Annotated in this window: 13 protein-coding genes; 12 read left to right on the top strand and 1 reads right to left on the bottom strand. The window is 60.5% G+C overall.

Translation table 11 applies throughout. From position 1 onward, the window contains the following. From lpxB to ispD, 10 genes are all read left to right on the top strand, one after another. Positions 1 to 1,140 (top strand): lipid-A-disaccharide synthase, encoded by a 1,140-nt coding sequence (gene lpxB, locus M2401_RS31125; protein ID WP_259109903.1) that lies wholly within the window; start codon positions 1 to 3, stop codon positions 1,138 to 1,140. Positions 1,141 to 1,151: 11 nt separating this feature from the next. Continuing rightward, positions 1,152 to 1,793, top strand: a complete 642-nt coding sequence (gene rnhB / locus M2401_RS31120) for a ribonuclease HII (protein ID WP_259109964.1) — start codon at positions 1,152 to 1,154, stop codon at positions 1,791 to 1,793. An 83-nt stretch (positions 1,794 to 1,876) separates the two neighbouring features. Continuing rightward, complete coding sequence (dnaE, locus tag M2401_RS31115) at positions 1,877 to 5,395, top strand: DNA polymerase III subunit alpha (RefSeq protein WP_259109901.1); 3,519 nt, start codon at positions 1,877 to 1,879, stop codon at positions 5,393 to 5,395. Between the two features lie 117 nt (positions 5,396 to 5,512). Next, on the top strand, positions 5,513 to 6,460 hold the full coding sequence (gene accA / locus M2401_RS31110; RefSeq protein ID WP_259109898.1) for an acetyl-CoA carboxylase carboxyl transferase subunit alpha: 948 nt from the start codon (positions 5,513 to 5,515) through the stop codon (positions 6,458 to 6,460). A 116-nt stretch (positions 6,461 to 6,576) separates the two neighbouring features. Then, positions 6,577 to 7,893 (top strand): tRNA lysidine(34) synthetase TilS, encoded by a 1,317-nt coding sequence (gene tilS / locus M2401_RS31105; RefSeq protein WP_259109896.1) that lies wholly within the window; start codon positions 6,577 to 6,579, stop codon positions 7,891 to 7,893. A 264-nt stretch (positions 7,894 to 8,157) separates the two neighbouring features. Continuing rightward, positions 8,158 to 9,789: a CTP synthase gene (locus M2401_RS31100; protein ID WP_259109894.1), complete on the top strand. Its 1,632-nt coding sequence runs from the start codon at positions 8,158 to 8,160 to the stop codon at positions 9,787 to 9,789. An 18-nt stretch (positions 9,790 to 9,807) separates the two neighbouring features. Then, positions 9,808 to 10,653 carry a 3-deoxy-8-phosphooctulonate synthase gene (gene kdsA / locus M2401_RS31095; RefSeq protein WP_259109892.1) on the top strand — a complete coding sequence of 282 codons (846 nt, stop codon included), beginning with the start codon at positions 9,808 to 9,810 and terminating at the stop codon, positions 10,651 to 10,653. Positions 10,654 to 10,803: 150 nt separating this feature from the next. Further along, a complete protein-coding gene (eno, locus tag M2401_RS31090) occupies positions 10,804 to 12,090 on the top strand; it encodes a phosphopyruvate hydratase (RefSeq protein ID WP_259109890.1) in 1,287 nt (428 codons plus the stop codon). A gap of 155 nt (positions 12,091 to 12,245) precedes the next feature. Then, on the top strand, positions 12,246 to 12,524 hold the full coding sequence (gene ftsB, locus M2401_RS31085; protein ID WP_259109888.1) for a cell division protein FtsB: 279 nt from the start codon (positions 12,246 to 12,248) through the stop codon (positions 12,522 to 12,524). Position 12,525: 1 nt separating this feature from the next. Continuing rightward, complete coding sequence (ispD, locus tag M2401_RS31080; protein WP_259109885.1) at positions 12,526 to 13,239, top strand: 2-C-methyl-D-erythritol 4-phosphate cytidylyltransferase; 714 nt, start codon at positions 12,526 to 12,528, stop codon at positions 13,237 to 13,239. A 146-nt stretch (positions 13,240 to 13,385) separates the two neighbouring features. Here ispD and M2401_RS31075 read toward each other — a convergent pair whose 3' ends face one another. Then, positions 13,386 to 14,282 carry a LysR substrate-binding domain-containing protein gene (locus M2401_RS31075; protein ID WP_259109883.1) on the bottom strand — a complete coding sequence of 299 codons (897 nt, stop codon included), beginning with the start codon at positions 14,280 to 14,282 and terminating at the stop codon, positions 13,386 to 13,388. A 105-nt stretch (positions 14,283 to 14,387) separates the two neighbouring features. Here M2401_RS31075 and M2401_RS31070 point away from each other — a divergent pair, with 105 nt between their 5' ends. Beyond that, positions 14,388 to 15,500, top strand: a complete 1,113-nt coding sequence (locus M2401_RS31070; protein ID WP_259109881.1) for an S-(hydroxymethyl)glutathione dehydrogenase/class III alcohol dehydrogenase — start codon at positions 14,388 to 14,390, stop codon at positions 15,498 to 15,500. Between the two features lie 91 nt (positions 15,501 to 15,591). Beyond that, a complete protein-coding gene (fghA, locus tag M2401_RS31065; RefSeq protein WP_259109879.1) occupies positions 15,592 to 16,437 on the top strand; it encodes an S-formylglutathione hydrolase in 846 nt (281 codons plus the stop codon). Positions 16,438 to 16,465 lie beyond the last annotated feature (28 nt).

Raw genomic sequence — 16,465 nt, 5'->3', positions numbered from 1 at the left:
ATGACGAGTGTATTGCGTGTCGCCCTGGTTGCCGGTGAAGCGTCGGGGGATATCCTCGGTTCCGGTCTGATGCGGGCACTCAAGGCCCGTCATCCTGCCATCGAATTTATCGGCGTCGGCGGCCCGTTGATGGAAGCTGAAGGCCTGACCTCGTACTTTCCCATGGAACGCCTGTCGGTGATGGGCCTGGTCGAGGTGTTGGGTCGCCTGCGCGAGCTGCTGGGGCGACGCAAGCTGCTGATCGAGACCCTGATCGCCGAAAAGCCGGATGTCTTCATTGGCATCGATGCCCCCGATTTCACCCTCAATGTCGAACTCAAGCTGCGTCAGGCCGGGATCAAGACCGTGCATTACGTCAGCCCGTCGGTCTGGGCCTGGCGGCAGAAGCGGGTGCTGAAGATTCGCGAAGGCTGCGATCTGATGCTGACTCTGCTGCCGTTCGAAGCGCGTTTCTATGAAGAGAAGGGCGTGCCGGTGCGTTTCGTCGGCCATCCGCTTGCCGACACCATTCCCCTCGAGGCTGACCGTGACGCCGCCCGAGTCGAACTGGGCTTGGGCAAAGAGACGGTCGTCGCCTTGATGCCGGGCAGTCGTGGCGGTGAAGTCGGGCGTTTGGGCACGCTGTTTTTCGATGCTGCTCAGCGCATGCTGGCGCAGCGGCCGGGCATCCGTTTTGTTCTGCCCTGCGCCAACAGCCATCGCCGCGCCCAGATCGAGCAACAGCTGCAAGGCCGTGACCTGCCGGTAATGTTGCTCGATGGTCGCTCCCATGTGGCCCTGGCGGCCTGCGATGCGGTACTGATTGCCTCGGGCACGGCGACCCTGGAAGCACTGCTGTACAAGCGGCCCATGGTGGTCGCCTATCGTCTGGCGCCGCTGACCTACTGGATTCTCAAGCGCCTGGTCAAAAGTCCTTACGTTTCCCTGCCCAATCTGCTGGCCCAGCGCCTGCTGGTTCCTGAGCTATTGCAGGACGCGGCCACCCCCGATGCATTGGCGCAAACCTTGCTGCCATTGCTCAATGACGGCCGGGCGCAGACCGATGGTTTCGCCGAGCTGCAGCATATTTTGCGCCGCGACGCCTCGAATCAGGCCGCCGATGCCGTGCTCGCGCTGTTGGGCCAAACGTCTTCACTATGAGTACGCGATCAATGCAAATGGGTCTGGATTTCAGTCTGGTCGAAGAGCTGGTAGCCGGGGTCGATGAGGTCGGTCGCGGCCCCTTGTGTGGCGCCGTGGTCACAGCGGCGGTGATTCTTGATCCGAACCGGCCGATCCTCGGGCTCAACGACTCGAAGAAACTCACCGAAGCTAAGCGCGACAAGCTCTACGACGAGATCATGGAAAAGGCCCTGTGCTGGTGCATCGCCCGGGCCGAGGTCGAGGAAATCGATCGCCTGAATATTCTCCATGCCACCATGCTGGCCATGCAGCGCGCGGTCGAGGGCCTGAGCATCACGCCGAGACTGGCGTTGATCGATGGCAACCGTTGCCCCAAGCTGGCGGTGCCCAGCGCGCCGGTGATCCAGGGTGATGCCAAGGTGCCTGCCATTGCTGCCGCTTCCATTCTGGCCAAGGTCAGTCGCGACCGGGAAATGGCCGCCTTTGAGCTGATCTATCCGGGCTACGGTATCGGCGGGCACAAGGGCTATCCGACGCCGGTGCACCTGGAAGCCTTGGCGCGCCTGGGGCCGACGCCCATCCATCGGCGTTCGTTCGGCCCTGTCCGCGCGGCCTATGAAGCGCGTGAGGCCATGGGTCAATCTCTTGATACGGATTTGCTCCTGGGCTGAGCTGACGGACGTGCGCACACAAGCCTTTCGTCCCGGTACAATCCCTGCCTTCGTTTTTTGTGTTCTAGCGCTATAGGATCACCATGCCGGCTTCTTTCGTTCATCTACGCCTGCACACCGAATACTCGCTGGTCGACGGTCTGGTCCGGGTCAAACCCCTGGTCAAGGCCCTGACCGGCCTGAATATGCCTGCGGTGGCCGTGACCGATCAGAACAACATGTGTTCGCTGGTCAAATTCTACAAAGCCTCCATGGGCGCCGGGATCAAGCCGATTTGCGGTGCGGACCTTTGGTTGCTGGGCAAGGATCAGGAAACCCTGTCGCGCATCAGCCTGCTGGTGATGAACCCGCAAGGCTATCGCAACCTGACCGAGCTGATTTCCCGTGGCTTTATCGATGGTCAGCGCAACGGTCAGATCATCATTGAGCGTGAGTGGGTAGCCGAAGCCAACGACGGCCTGATCATGCTGTCGGCGGCCAAGGAGGGCGAAATCGGCATGGCCCTGCTGGGCTCAAATCCGGCCGACGCCGACCAGTTGCTCAAAGAATGGATGGCGGTCTTTCCTGATCGCTTCTACGTGGAAATCCAGCGCACCAACCGCGTCAACGATGAAGAGCATCTGCACGCCGCCGTCGCCTTGGCTGATCGCCATGGCGCGCCGCTGGTGGCGACCAATGATGTGCGCTTCATCAAGCAGGAAGACTTCGAGGCCCACGAGACCCGCGTCTGCATCGGTGAAGGCCGCGCTCTGGACGACCCGCGTCGCTCGCACAACTACAGCGATCAGCAGTACCTCAAGAGCGCCGAGGAAATGGCCGAGCTGTTCAGCGACTTGCCCGAGGCGCTGGAAAACACCGTCGAAATCGCCAAGCGCTGCAACATCGATGTGAAGCTGGGCACCCACTTCCTGCCCAACTTCCCGATTCCCGATGGCATGACCATCGACGAATACTTCCGCAAGGTCTCCTTCGACGGCCTGGAAGAGCGCCTGACGGTGCTGCTGCCCAAGGACACCACCGAAGACTACGAAGCCAAGCGCCAGGTCTACGTCGACCGGCTGAATTTCGAGCTGGATATCATTATCCAGATGGGCTTCCCCGGCTACTTCCTGATCGTTATGGACTTTATCCAGTGGGCCAAGAGCAACGGCGTACCGGTCGGCCCTGGCCGGGGGTCGGGTGCCGGGTCGCTGGTGGCCTATGTACAGAAGATCACCGACCTTGATCCGCTGGAATATGACCTGCTGTTCGAACGCTTCCTGAACCCGGAACGGGTTTCCATGCCCGACTTCGACGTCGACTTCTGCATGGATGGCCGCGACCGCGTGATCGATTACGTGGCCGAGAAATACGGTCGCAACGCGGTGAGCCAGATCATCACCTTCGGTTCCATGGCGGCCAAGGCGGTGGTGCGGGACGTGGCGCGGGTACAGGGCAAGTCTTATGGCCTGGCCGACCGTCTGTCGAAAATGATTCCGTTCGAAGTCGGCATGACGCTCGAGAAAGCCTACGAGCAGGAAGAAATCCTGCGCGACTTCCTCAAGGTCGATGAGGAAGCGGCAGAAATCTGGGAGATGGCGCGCAAGCTCGAAGGCGTGGTGCGTAACGTCGGTAAACACGCCGGCGGCGTGGTGATCGCGCCGACCAAGCTCACTGACTTCTCGCCGATCTATTGCGACGAGGCCGGTGACGGCCTGGTGACCCAGTTCGACAAGGATGACGTCGAGGCGGCGGGCCTGGTGAAGTTCGACTTCCTCGGCCTGCGGACCCTGACCATCATCGACTGGGCGCTCAAGACCATCAACCGCGACCGGGCCAAGGTCGATCAGGAGCCGCTGGATATCGCCTTCATTCCTCTGGATGACGCGCCGACCTACCAGTTGCTGCAGAAAGCCGAGACCACGGCGGTGTTCCAGCTTGAATCCCGGGGCATGAAGGAGCTGATCAAAAAGCTCAAGCCCGACTGCCTGGAAGACTTGATCGCACTGGTGGCGCTGTTCCGTCCCGGTCCGCTGCAATCGGGCATGGTGGACGACTTCATCAACCGTAAGCACGGTCGCGCCGAACTGGCCTACCCGCACAGCGATTACCAGTACGAAGGCCTCAAGCCGGTACTGGCACCGACCTACGGCATCATCCTGTATCAGGAACAGGTGATGCAGATTGCCCAGGTCATGGCCGGTTACACCCTCGGCGGTGCGGACATGCTGCGCCGAGCCATGGGTAAGAAAAAACCCGAGGAAATGGCCAAGCAGCGCGGCGGCTTCATCGAAGGTTGCGCGACCAACAATATCGACGCTGACCTTGCCGGTAACATCTTTGACCTGGTAGAAAAATTCGCCGGTTACGGCTTTAACAAGTCTCACTCGGCCGCCTACGGCCTGGTGTCCTACCAGACCGCCTGGCTCAAGACCCACTACCCGGCGCCGTTCATGGCGGCGGTACTTTCTGCGGATATGCACAACACCGACAAGGTCGTGACCTTGATCGAAGAAGTGCGCACCATGAAGCTGCGTCTCGACGCGCCGGACGTGAACTCGTCCGAATTCAAGTTCACGGTGAGCGAAGACGGCCGCATCATCTACGGCCTGGGCGCGATCAAGGGCGTCGGCGAAAGCCCGGTCGAAGCCATCAGCGAGGCGCGTCAGGCCGGGCCGTTCAAGGACCTGTTCGATTTCTGCGCCCGGGTCGACCTCAAACGCGTCAACAAGCGCACCCTCGACGGCCTGATCCGCAGTGGTGCCCTGGACGTCCTGGGGCCGTACTTCGAGACCGAGCCCAAGGCGTACCAAGCCAATATCGACCGCAATCGCGGCGTGCTGCTGGCCGCCCTGGAAGAAGCCATTCAGGCTGCCGAGCAGACCGCGCGCAGCCATGACAGCGGTCACGCCGACCTGTTTGGCGGTCTGTTCGTCGAAGAAGATGCCGATGTCTATGCCAACCATCGCAAGGCCCGGGAGATCAGCCTCAAGGATCGTCTGCGCGGAGAGAAGGAAACCCTTGGGCTGTACCTGACCGGTCACCCCATCGATGAATACGAAGGTGAGATTCGCCGTTTCGCCCGTCAGCGCATCATCGACCTCAAGCCGGCCCGGGATACCCAGACCGTCGCGGGGCTGATCATTGCTCTGCGCGTGATGAAGAACAAAAAGGGCGACAAGATGGGTTTCATCACCCTCGACGACCGCTCTGGAAGGATCGAGGCGTCATTGTTCGCCGAGGCTTTCCATACCGCCAGCTCGCTGCTGCAGACCGATGCCATGGTGGTGGTCGAAGGCGAGGTCAGCAACGATGACTTCTCCGGCGGCCTGCGTCTGCGCGCCAAGCGGGTGATGAGCATCGAGGATGCCCGCACCAATCTGGCCGAAAGCCTGCGCCTGACGGTGCGCGCCGAAGCCTTGAAGGGAGACCGCCTGCGCTGGCTGGGAGATCTGTGCAAGAGCCATCGCGGCGCCTGCCCGATCACCCTCGATTACACGGGGCCGGATGCCCGAGCGTTGCTGCAATTCGGTGAACAGTGGCGAATTGATCCTGCAGATAGCCTGATTCAGGCACTGCGTGACCAGTTTGGACGTGAGAACGTCTTCCTCCAGTATCGCTGAACGCTTATCCTCAGCCCTGAATTTTTTAATCTCGACCTGAATGCGCCTTTTCCTTAAGGTAAGGCGCTTACGGATCAACCGGTCGGCCGCCTGGCCGTCGACCCAAGACGGATGCCTATGAACCCGAATTTTCTGGATTTCGAACAGCCGATCGCTGACCTGCAAGCCAAGATCGAAGAGCTGCGCCTGGTTGGTAATGACAACTCGCTGAACATCAGCGATGAAATCTCTCGTCTGCAAGAGAAGAGCAATACGCTCACCGAAAGCATTTTCGGCAACCTGACCAGTTGGCAGATCGCGCGCATGGCGCGTCATCCGCGTCGTCCTTACACCCTGGACTACATCGAGCACATCTTCACCGAGTTCGACGAACTGCACGGTGACCGTCACTTCTCCGATGACGCGGCGATTGTCGGCGGCGTTGCCCGTCTGGACGATCAGCCGGTCATGGTGATCGGCCATCAGAAAGGCCGTGAAGTGCGCGAGAAGGTTCGCCGCAACTTCGGCATGCCGCGTCCTGAAGGTTATCGCAAGGCCTGCCGCCTGATGGAAATGGCCGAGCGCTTCAAGATGCCGATCCTGACCTTCATCGATACGCCGGGTGCTTACCCGGGTATCGACGCCGAAGAGCGCAACCAGAGCGAAGCGATTGCCTGGAACCTGCGCGTCATGGCGCGCCTGAAAACCCCGATCATCGCCACCGTTATTGGCGAGGGTGGTTCCGGCGGTGCGCTGGCCATTGGTGTCTGCGACCAGCTGAACATGCTGCAATATTCCACCTATGCGGTGATCTCGCCGGAAGGTTGTGCTTCTATTCTGTGGAAAACCGCAGAGAAGGCCCCGGATGCTGCCGAAGCCATGGGCATCACCGCTGATCGCCTGAAAGGCCTGGGCATCGTCGACAAAGTGATCGGCGAGCCAGTGGGCGGCGCTCACCGTGACCCGGTACTGGCCTCGGCGAGCATTCGCCAGGAACTGATCAGCCAGCTGGCCATGCTCAAGAAGTTTGATAACGAGGCGCTGCTGGCTCGTCGCTATGAGCGTTTGATGAGTTACGGTCTCTGATCGACGTCGGATAAACGCGTCCCTTCTGTAGGAGCGGCTTTAGCCGCGAGGGCGTCCTCCCGGCTAAAGCCGGTCCTACGGAGTGCGTGTTTGTTGCGCGACAGTTGGGTGTCAACGTGAGCAAGTACGAAAAAACTCTGGCCTTGCGCCTGCTCGACACCCTGGCCCCCTGGCAATCCGCGCCAACTTGGTACATCGCCTTCTCTGGTGGCCTCGACTCCACCGTCCTGCTGCACCTGCTCAAAGCCCACTCCACGATCCCGATCAAAGCCGTGCATATCCACCATGGCCTGCAAACGGCGGCTGATGCGTGGCCGGCTCATTGTCAGGCCGTGTGCGATGCCCTGGGCGTGCCCTTGCAAGTGATTCATGTGCAGGTACAGCCGGGAGCGAGCCTGGAGCGCGCGGCTCGTGAGGCCAGGTATGGCGCTTTCCAGTCCCTGCTGGCTGCCGGTGAGGTGCTACTGACCGCCCAGCATCGTGACGATCAGGCCGAAACCCTGTTGTTTCGCCTGCTGCGTGGCGCTGGAGTGCGGGGGCTGGCGGCGATGCCGGTTCATCGTCCGTTGGGGCAGGGCAGCCTCGTACGGCCTTTGCTGGATATTTCCCGGGCCGAGTTGCTCGTCTATGCCAAGCAGCACCAACTGAGCTGGATCGAAGACCCAAGCAATGCCGACGCCCACTATGCGCGCAATTACCTGCGTCATCAGGTCATGCCCGCGTTGAATGCACGCTGGCCCCAGGGGAGTGCCAGTATGGCCCGGGCTGCTGCACATTTCAGTGAGGCGCAGGAACTGCTCGACGAGCTGGCCGAGCAGGATCTGGCCCGCGCCCGCAGCGAATCACCCTGGCCCTGGCTGCCCCTGCCATCTCTGGTCATGCAACCGTTGGTCGATTTGTCTGACCGGCGCCAGCGTAATCTCCTGCGCCATTGGCTGCGACCCCTGACGCAAATGCCAGACAGCGAGCATTGGACCGGTTGGCAAAACCTGCGCGATGCCGGGCATGAGGGCAGGCCGGTATGGCGTCTGGCTGGCGGCGAACTGCATCGTGTTGGCGGGCGTCTGTGGTGGTTGTCCGGCGCCTGGCTGCGGCCCGTCGCCGGATCACTGGAGTGGCCTGATCAACAGCCTGCCCTGATGCTGCCGGGTAACGGCCAGGTATTGATCGACGGCGCCCGACCTGCTGCGGTGCTGCAAGTGCGCTATCGCCAGGGCGGTGAAGTCATGCAGCTGCCGAACCGCGGGCACCGTGATCTCAAGCGCCTGCTCAACGAGCAGGGCGTGCCGCTATTTGTCCGCGACCGATTGCCGCTGCTGTATGCCGGCGAGCGCCTGATTGCCGTGGCAAACCTGCCCGGACTCGACGGCAGAGCCCTCGGCGAGTGGAATTTTCATTGGCAGGCGCCGACGAACGATCAAGGTTTGAGCTGAAAGCGCCTTTCCGGTAGACTACGCTCCCTTCTTGATACAGCTTCTGTGGATTCTTTTAGATCGACAGCAGTTGCCGATTTCCAGCCAGCTTTACTCGGCGATTCTAAAAATGTGGCGCGCATCGACGGCTTTCATCGGCCTGTCAGGTTCAACGCAGCAATTTCGGGAGTGCACTGTGAGTTGTACCGGTTATCGGGGGCTTCGGCCTTCCTTCGCTTTCCCCGGCGGCTCTGACCGCTTTAACGCAGACTTCTAGGGTTTTTCATGACGCGCTACATCTTCGTCACGGGCGGTGTTGTTTCTTCATTGGGGAAAGGCATTGCCTCGGCTTCATTGGCGGCCATCCTGGAGGCGCGGGGACTTAAGGTCACCATGCTCAAGCTGGACCCCTATATCAACGTGGACCCGGGCACCATGAGCCCGTTCCAGCACGGTGAAGTGTTCGTCACCCATGACGGCGCCGAAACCGACCTGGACCTGGGCCACTACGAGCGGTTCATCCGCACCACCATGACCCAGAACAACAACTTCACCACTGGCCGTGTGTACGAACACGTCCTGCGCAAAGAGCGCCGTGGTGATTATCTGGGCGCGACCATTCAGGTCATTCCGCACATCACCGACGAAATCAAACGCCGGATCATCAAGGGCGCAGGCGATGCCGACGTTGCCCTGGTCGAGATCGGCGGTACGGTCGGTGATATCGAATCGCAACCGTTCCTCGAAGCCATTCGTCAATTGCGCTTCGAAGTCGGCGCCAAGCGCGCGATGCTGATGCACCTGACACTGGTGCCTTACATTGCCACCGCTGGCGAAACCAAAACCAAGCCGACCCAGCACTCGGTCAAGGAGCTGCGCTCCATCGGCCTGCAGCCGGACGTGCTGGTCTGCCGCTCCGATCACCCGATCGACATCTCGTCGCGTCGCAAGATCGCCCAGTTCACCAACGTTGAAGAACGTGCGGTGATCGCGCTGGAAGACGCCGATACCATCTACAAGATCCCGGGCATCCTGCATTCCCAGGGCCTGGATGATTTCGTCGTCGAGCGTTTCGGCCTGCAATGCGGCAGCGCTGACCTGTCCGAGTGGGAAGCGGTGGTTGATGCCAAGCTCAACCCTGAGCATGAAGTCACCATCGCCATGGTCGGCAAGTACATGGAGCTGCTGGACGCCTACAAGTCGCTGATCGAAGCGATGAGTCACGCCGGCATCACCAACCGTACCAAGGTCAACCTGCGCTATATCGACTCCGAAGACATCGAGAACCAGGGCACTGCCCTGCTCGAAGGCGTCGACGCGATCCTCGTACCGGGCGGTTTCGGCCTGCGCGGTGTGGAAGGCAAGATCACCGCCGTGCAGTTCGCTCGCGAAAACAAGGTGCCCTACCTGGGTATCTGCCTGGGCATGCAGGTGGCGGTCATCGAGTTCGCCCGTAACGTGCTGGGCTGGAAAGACGCCAACTCCACCGAGTTCGATCGCAACAGCGGCCATCCGGTCGTCGGCCTGATCACCGAGTGGGAAGATGCCACCGGCGCGGTCGAGACCCGTACCGAATCCTCCGACCTGGGCGGCACCATGCGCCTGGGCGCACAGGATTGCCTGCTGGAGCCGGGTTCGCTGGTTCACGACTGCTACACCAAGGACGTGATTGTCGAGCGCCACCGCCACCGTTATGAAGTGAACAACAAGCTGCTGCCAAGCCTGATCGAAGCCGGTCTGAAAATCTCCGGTCGTTCCGGTGATGGCGCGCTGGTTGAAGTGGTCGAATCGCCGGACCATCCGTGGTTCGTGGCCTGCCAGTTCCACCCGGAGTTCACCTCGACACCACGCGACGGCCATCCGCTGTTCAGTGGCTTCGTCAAGGCGGCGCTTGCTCAACACCAGAAGAACGGCTGATTCGGGAATCCCAACGACATGGCACAGAAAATCATCCGTGTAGGTTCGATCGAGATCGCCAACGACAAGCCCATGGTCTTGTTCGGCGGCATGAACGTGCTCGAATCGCGGGACATGGCGATGCAGGTCTGTGAAGCCTACGTGCGGGTTACCGAGAAACTCGGTATCCCCTACGTGTTCAAGGCCAGTTTCGACAAGGCCAACCGCTCGTCGATGCACTCCTACCGTGGCCCTGGCCTGGAAGAGGGCATGCGGATCTTCGAAGAGATCAAAAAGACCTTCAACGTCCCGCTGATCACCGACGTCCACGAGCCTGAGCAGGCGGCGGTCGTTGCCGAAGTCTGCGACATCATCCAGCTGCCGGCCTTCCTGTCGCGGCAGACCGACCTGGTGGTGGCCATGGCCCGCACCAACGCGGTGATCAACATCAAGAAGGCCCAGTTCCTCGCGCCCCAGGAAATGAAGCACATCCTGAGCAAGTGCGAAGAGGCGGGCAATGACCAGTTGATCCTCTGTGAGCGTGGTTCCAGCTTCGGTTACAACAACCTGGTGGTGGACATGCTCGGCTTCGGCATCATGAAGCAGTTCGAATACCCGGTGTTTTTCGACGTGACCCACTCCCTGCAGATGCCGGGCGGTCGCTCGGATTCTGCCGGTGGTCGTCGCGCCCAGGTCACTGACCTGGCCAAGGCGGGCATGAGCCAGAGCCTGGCCGGGCTGTTCCTTGAGGCACACCCGGATCCGGACAATGCCAAATGCGACGGCCCTTGCGCCTTGCGTCTGGACAAGCTGGAACCCTTCCTGGCCCAGCTCAAGGCCCTGGACGAACTGGTGAAAAGTTTTCCGACGGTAGAAACCGCGTAACCCGCGTTTCTCCGTTACATTGCCGTTCTCTCCCGGTCCTCAGGGCGCCGGGAGAGGCTTTCGTTTCAGGCCTGCCAGCTGTTCCGTGCCTGGGGCGATAAAGGTTTTTTCTGCTGCGTCGTTTTCGTCAATCTTGGAGTGCTTACAACAATGGCAAAAATCGTCGACATCAAAGGTCGTGAAGTTCTCGACTCCCGTGGCAATCCCACCGTGGAAGCAGATGTGCTCCTCGACAACGGTATCATCGGCAGCGCCTGTGCGCCGTCCGGTGCCTCCACCGGCTCGCGCGAAGCGCTGGAGCTGCGTGATGGCGACAAGAGCCGTTACATGGGCAAGGGCGTACTGAAGGCAGTCGCCAACATCAACGGTCCTATCCGTGACCTGTTGCTGGGCAAGGATCCGGTCGACCAGCAGGCGCTGGACCGTGCCATGATCGCCCTTGATGGCACCGAGAACAAAGCCAGCCTGGGTGCCAACGCCATCCTCGCCGTGTCACTGGCCGCCGCCAAGGCTGCCGCACAGGACCAGGACCTGCCGCTGTACGCGCATATCGCCAACCTCAACGGCACCCCAGGCGTCTACTCGATGCCGGTGCCGATGATGAACATCATCAACGGTGGCGAGCACGCGGATAACAACATCGATATCCAGGAATTCATGATCCAGCCAGTCGGCGCCAAGACCTTCTCCGAAGGCTTGCGCTGGGGCACCGAGATTTTCCATCACCTCAAAGCTGTGCTGAAGGCCCGTGGCCTGAACACTGCGGTCGGTGACGAAGGCGGTTTCGCACCGAACCTGAACTCCAACGCCGACGCGCTGGATGCCATCGCCGAAGCCGTTGCCAACGCCGGTTACAAGCTGGGCACCGACGTGACCCTGGCCCTGGACTGCGCCGCGAGCGAGTTCTACAAGAACGGCAAGTACGTGCTGAGCGAAGAAGGCGAGTACGACTCCGCCGGTTTCGCCGACTACCTGGCCGATCTGGTCAGCAAGCACCCGATCATCTCCATCGAAGACGGTCTGGACGAGTCCGACTGGGCAGGCTGGAAAATCCTCACCGACAAGATCGGCGACAAGATCCAGCTGGTGGGCGACGACTTGTTCGTCACCAACACCAAGATCCTCAAAGAAGGCATCGACAAGAAAATCGGTAACTCGATCCTGATCAAGTTCAACCAGATCGGCACCCTGACCGAAACCCTGGAAGCCATCCAGATGGCCAAGGCCGCTGGTTACACTGCCGTGATCTCGCACCGTTCCGGTGAAACCGAGGATTCAACCATTGCCGATCTGGCCGTGGGCACGTCCGCCGGTCAGATCAAGACTGGTTCCCTGAGCCGTTCCGACCGTATCGCCAAGTACAACCAACTGCTGCGTATCGAAGAGCAATTGGGTGCTAAAGCTATCTATCGTGGTCGCGACGAGTTCCGTGGCTGAGTCGGAGATGGTAAAAAGACAGCGTTCGTTGTAGGAACAGTCGATAATTTCGCCTGATTCTGCCGTTCGCGGTGATTGAGCCTGGCCCGTGCCAGGCTTAATGCCCTTAGTGGTTTGTTCGAATGCTTGCTGTCTTTACTGGGTCCCGATATTCAATGCGCAGTCCGAACTGGTTGTTTCTTGTCTTGCTTCTGCTCCTCGCCGGCTTGCAGTATCGCCTTTGGGTCGGTAACGGGAGCCTTGCGCAAGTGGCCAGCCTGACTCAGCAGATTGCAGATCAGCATGCCGAGAATGAAGGCCTGCTGGAGCGTAATCGTGTTCTCGACGCCGAAGTGCTGGAACTGAAAAAAGGTCTGGAAACCGTCGAAGAACGTGCCCGTCATGAATTGGGCATGGTCAAGGATGGCGAAACCCTCTATCAGCTGGCGCAATGACGTGAACGATTCCCTTCCTGCCTTCTGGGCAGTGATTCCCGCTGCGGGCGTTGGTGCTCGCATGGCGGCCGACCGCCCCAAGCAGTATCTGCAACTGGGCAGTCTGACTATTCTTGAACACAGCCTGCTGTGTTTTCTCGATCACCCGCGCCTCAAGGGCATGGTGATCAGCCTCGCACCCGATGATCCCTACTGGCCGACCCTGCCGTGTGCCCTCGACTCACGTATACAGCGGGTCGATGGTGGCAGGGAGCGCGCTGACTCGGTGCTCAACGCTTTGCTGCATCTGCATGCCCAGGGCGCCGGTGATGATGACTGGGTGCTGGTGCATGACGCCGCGCGGCCCAATCTGTCTCGCACAGACCTGGACAACCTGCTGCGCGAACTGGTCAACGATCCGGTGGGCGGCCTGCTGGCCGTGCCTGCCCGTGACACCCTCAAGCGTGCCGACAGCGAAGGCCGGGTCAGCGAAACCGTTGATCGTAGCCTGATCTGGCAGGCCTACACGCCGCAGATGTTCCGCCTCGGCGCGCTGCATCGGGCGCTGGCTGATGGCCTGGTGTCGAATGTGAGCATTACCGACGAAGCTTCGGCCATGGAATGGGCCGGGCAAGCCCCGCGTCTGATCGAAGGGCGCTCGGACAATATCAAGGTGACCCGGCCCGAGGATCTTGAGTGGTTGCGGTTGCGGCTTAAATACGATGCTGCCTTCTGAATTGAAATGATATGTGGGAGCCGGCTTGCTGGCGATGGCGTCGGATCAGGCGCCGACATGTTTGCGAGCGCTTCGCACTTGATCGCCACGGTGCGGCGATCCGACAAGCCGGCTCCCACATGGCCTGTACTGGTTTGTATTTGCCGCTACACCCGATACTCATCCCGCATCGCCAACCCTTCCTTCAGATAATCCACCAGCTTGCGCACCTTCGGCGATAAATGCCGTTGCTGCGGATACAGCGCCCAGACCGCCGTATTCGGCGGCTGATGGGCTTCGAGCAGGGAGATCAGCGCGCCGCTGTTGAGGTGCTCAAGCACGTAATAATCCGGCAACTGACACAGCCCCACCCCTTGCAGCGCCGCGTCCAACACGGCTTGGCCACTGTTGCAGCGCCAATTGCCCTGGATCCGCTGGGAAAACTCTCGACCATTCTGTTGCAGCAGCCAGGTGTCGCTGCCACCGATCAGGCAGTTGTGCCGATTGAGCTCCGACAGGCTGTGAGGCCGTCCGTAGCGTTCCAGGTAAGACGGCGAGGCGCACAGGTACATGCGTCGCGGCGCCAGGCGCGTGGCCACCAGTCGTGAGTCCTGCAGGCGGCCGAGGCGAATGGCCAGGTCCAATCCTTCATGCACCAGGTCCAGCGTGCGGTTACTCAACTCGATATCCACGCGCAGCTGCGGATAGTCGCCCATGAAGCGCGTGACCAGTGGCGTGATAAAGCGCTCGCCATAGGCCACGGCGCAGGTCATGCGCAGCAGGCCCTTGGGCTCGCTGTTGAGGTCGCCGACCGCGCGCAGGGCTTCTTCGCGCCCGTCCTGCAGGCGCTGGCAATGATGCAGGAAGGTCTGCCCGGCTTCGGTCAGGGTGACACGCCGGGTGCTGCGGTAGAGCAGACGAGTCTGCAGGCGTTCTTCCAGGCGGACGATCTGTCGGCTGATATGGGATGACGACACACCCAAACGTTCCGCTGCCGCAGTGAACTGACCGCATTCGGCCACAGCGACGAACTCATCCAGACCTTCCCAGCGGTTGGCGTACATTGATTATCCCTGTGCAGCAATAATGTTTTGCTTTTGCCTGGATTATTCACCAATCGGCACTGCTTTACACTCCAGGTCTTGTTTTTACTTCGCTGGAGAAGATGGATGATCAAGTCACGCGCCGCCGTTGCCTTTGCCCCTAACCAACCGCTGCAGATCGTTGAAGTCGACGTCGAAGCGCCAAAGGCCGGTGAGGTGTTGACTCGCACCGTTGCTTCCGGTGTCTGCCACACCGATGCCTACACACTGTCAGGAGCCGACTCCGAAGGCGTGTTCCCGTGCATCCTCGGTCACGAAGGCGGCGGCATTGTTGAAGCGATCGGCGAAGGCGTCACTTCCCTGGCTGTGGGCGACCATGTGATTCCGCTGTACACCGCTGAATGCCGCGAGTGCAAATTCTGCCTGTCCGGCAAGACCAACCTGTGCCAGAAAGTCCGTGCGACCCAGGGCAAGGGCCTGATGCCTGACGGCACCACCCGCTTCAGCTACAACGGTCAGCCGGTCTATCACTACATGGGCTGCTCGACCTTCTCCGAGTACACCGTGGTGCCGGAAATTTCCCTGGCCAAGATCCCTCAGGAAGCTCCGCTGGAAAAAGTCTGCCTGCTCGGGTGTGGCGTCACCACCGGTATCGGTGCCGTGCTCAACACCGCCAAAGTGGAAGAGGGCGCTACCGTGGCCATCTTCGGCCTGGGCGGCATTGGTCTGGCGGCTATCATCGGCGCGAAAATGGCCAAGGCCTCGCGCATCATCGCCATCGACATCAACCCGGCGAAATTTGACGTGGCCCGTGAGCTGGGTGCGACCGACTTCATCAATCCAAAAGAACACGACAAGCCTATCCAGGACGTGATCGTTGAATTGACCGATGGCGGCGTTGACTACAGCTTTGAGTGCATCGGCAACGTCAACCTGATGCGCGCGGCCCTCGAGTGCTGCCATAAAGGCTGGGGCGAGTCGGTGATCATCGGCGTGGCGCCGTCGGGTCAGGAAATCGCTACCCGTCCGTTCCAGCTCGTGACCGGTCGCGTCTGGCGCGGTTCGGCATTCGGTGGCGTGCGTGGCCGTACCGAGCTGCCTAGCTATGTGGAAAAAGCCCAGAACGGCGAAATCCCTCTGGATACCTTCATCACCCACACCATGGGCCTGGAAGATATCAACAAGGCATTCGACCTGATGCACGAAGGCAAAAGCATTCGTTCTGTCATTCACTTCTAAGAGCAGCTGCTAGCTACAAGCGGCAAGCTGCAAGTGGGGATGACCGATTGCAGCTTGAAGCTCGTAGCTTGAAGCTGGGAGTCCACGACCCATGTCTTTGGAAAATATTTCCTGCCAGAAAAGCTTCGGCGGCTGGCAGAAGCGCTACAAGCATCGCTCCGACGTGCTCGGCTGCGACATGGTGTTTGCCGTCTATCTGCCACCGCAGGCAGAGCAGGGCGAGAAGCTGCCGGTGCTGTATTGGCTGTCAGGCCTGACCTGTACCGATGAAAACTTCATGCAGAAGGCTGGCGTGCAGCGTATCGCGGCAGAACTCGGCATCATCATCGTCGCTCCTGACACCAGCCCACGCGGGCCGGACGTGCCCGGTGACCCGGACAACGCCTGGGACTTCGGTCTCGGCGCCGGTTTCTACCTTAACGCGACGGCACAGCCTTGGGCCAAGCATTACCGCATGCATGATTATGTGGTCAGCGAGCTGCCGGCCCTGGTCGAGGCGCATTTCCCGGCATCCGATGTGCGTGGCGTCAGCGGTCATTCCATGGGCGGCCATGGTGCTTTGGTCTGCGCGTTGCGCAATCCGGGTCGCTACAAGTCGGTGTCGGCGTTTTCGCCGATCAGCAATCCGATGGATTGCCCGTGGGGACAAAAGGCTTTCTCCCGTTATCTGGGTGAAGACCGTGCCCGCTGGCGCGAATGGGATGCCAGTGTACTGATCAGCGAGGCGACGGAAAAACTGCCGATCCTCGTCGATCAGGGCGATCGTGACGACTTCCTGGCCAATCAGCTCAAGCCTGAGGCGCTGGTCCAGGCGGCAAAAGCGGCAGAGCATCCACTGACCTTGAGAATGCAGCCGGGTTACGACCACAGCTATTTCTTCATCGCCAGTTTCATGGAAGATCATCTGCGACATCACGCACTCGCCTTGAAAGCCTAATAAGTAGGTAGAATCACGCCCTGACTTT

The organism is Pseudomonas sp. JUb42 (assembly GCF_024807945.1).
Classification (GTDB): Bacteria; Pseudomonadota; Gammaproteobacteria; order Pseudomonadales; family Pseudomonadaceae; genus Aquipseudomonas.
This window is presented reverse-complemented; position numbering and strand designations above follow the sequence as displayed.

Bases quoted from the DNA above. Each gene is read 5' to 3' on its own strand.
- dnaE (WP_259109901.1), top strand. From the start codon at position 1,877: ATGCCGGCTTCTTTCGTTCATCTACGCCTGCACACCGAATACTCGCTG.
- M2401_RS31075 (WP_259109883.1), bottom strand. From the start codon at position 14,282: ATGTACGCCAACCGCTGGGAAGGTCTGGATGAGTTCGTCGCTGTGGCC.
- M2401_RS31070 (WP_259109881.1), top strand. From the start codon at position 14,388: ATGATCAAGTCACGCGCCGCCGTTGCCTTTGCCCCTAACCAACCGCTG.
- kdsA (WP_259109892.1), top strand. From the start codon at position 9,808: ATGGCACAGAAAATCATCCGTGTAGGTTCGATCGAGATCGCCAACGAC.
- accA (WP_259109898.1), top strand. From the start codon at position 5,513: ATGAACCCGAATTTTCTGGATTTCGAACAGCCGATCGCTGACCTGCAA.
- rnhB (WP_259109964.1), top strand. From the start codon at position 1,152: ATGCAAATGGGTCTGGATTTCAGTCTGGTCGAAGAGCTGGTAGCCGGG.
- lpxB (WP_259109903.1), top strand. From the start codon at position 1: ATGACGAGTGTATTGCGTGTCGCCCTGGTTGCCGGTGAAGCGTCGGGG.
- fghA (WP_259109879.1), top strand. From the start codon at position 15,592: ATGTCTTTGGAAAATATTTCCTGCCAGAAAAGCTTCGGCGGCTGGCAG.
- M2401_RS31100 (WP_259109894.1), top strand. From the start codon at position 8,158: ATGACGCGCTACATCTTCGTCACGGGCGGTGTTGTTTCTTCATTGGGG.
- ftsB (WP_259109888.1), top strand. From the start codon at position 12,246: ATGCGCAGTCCGAACTGGTTGTTTCTTGTCTTGCTTCTGCTCCTCGCC.
- eno (WP_259109890.1), top strand. From the start codon at position 10,804: ATGGCAAAAATCGTCGACATCAAAGGTCGTGAAGTTCTCGACTCCCGT.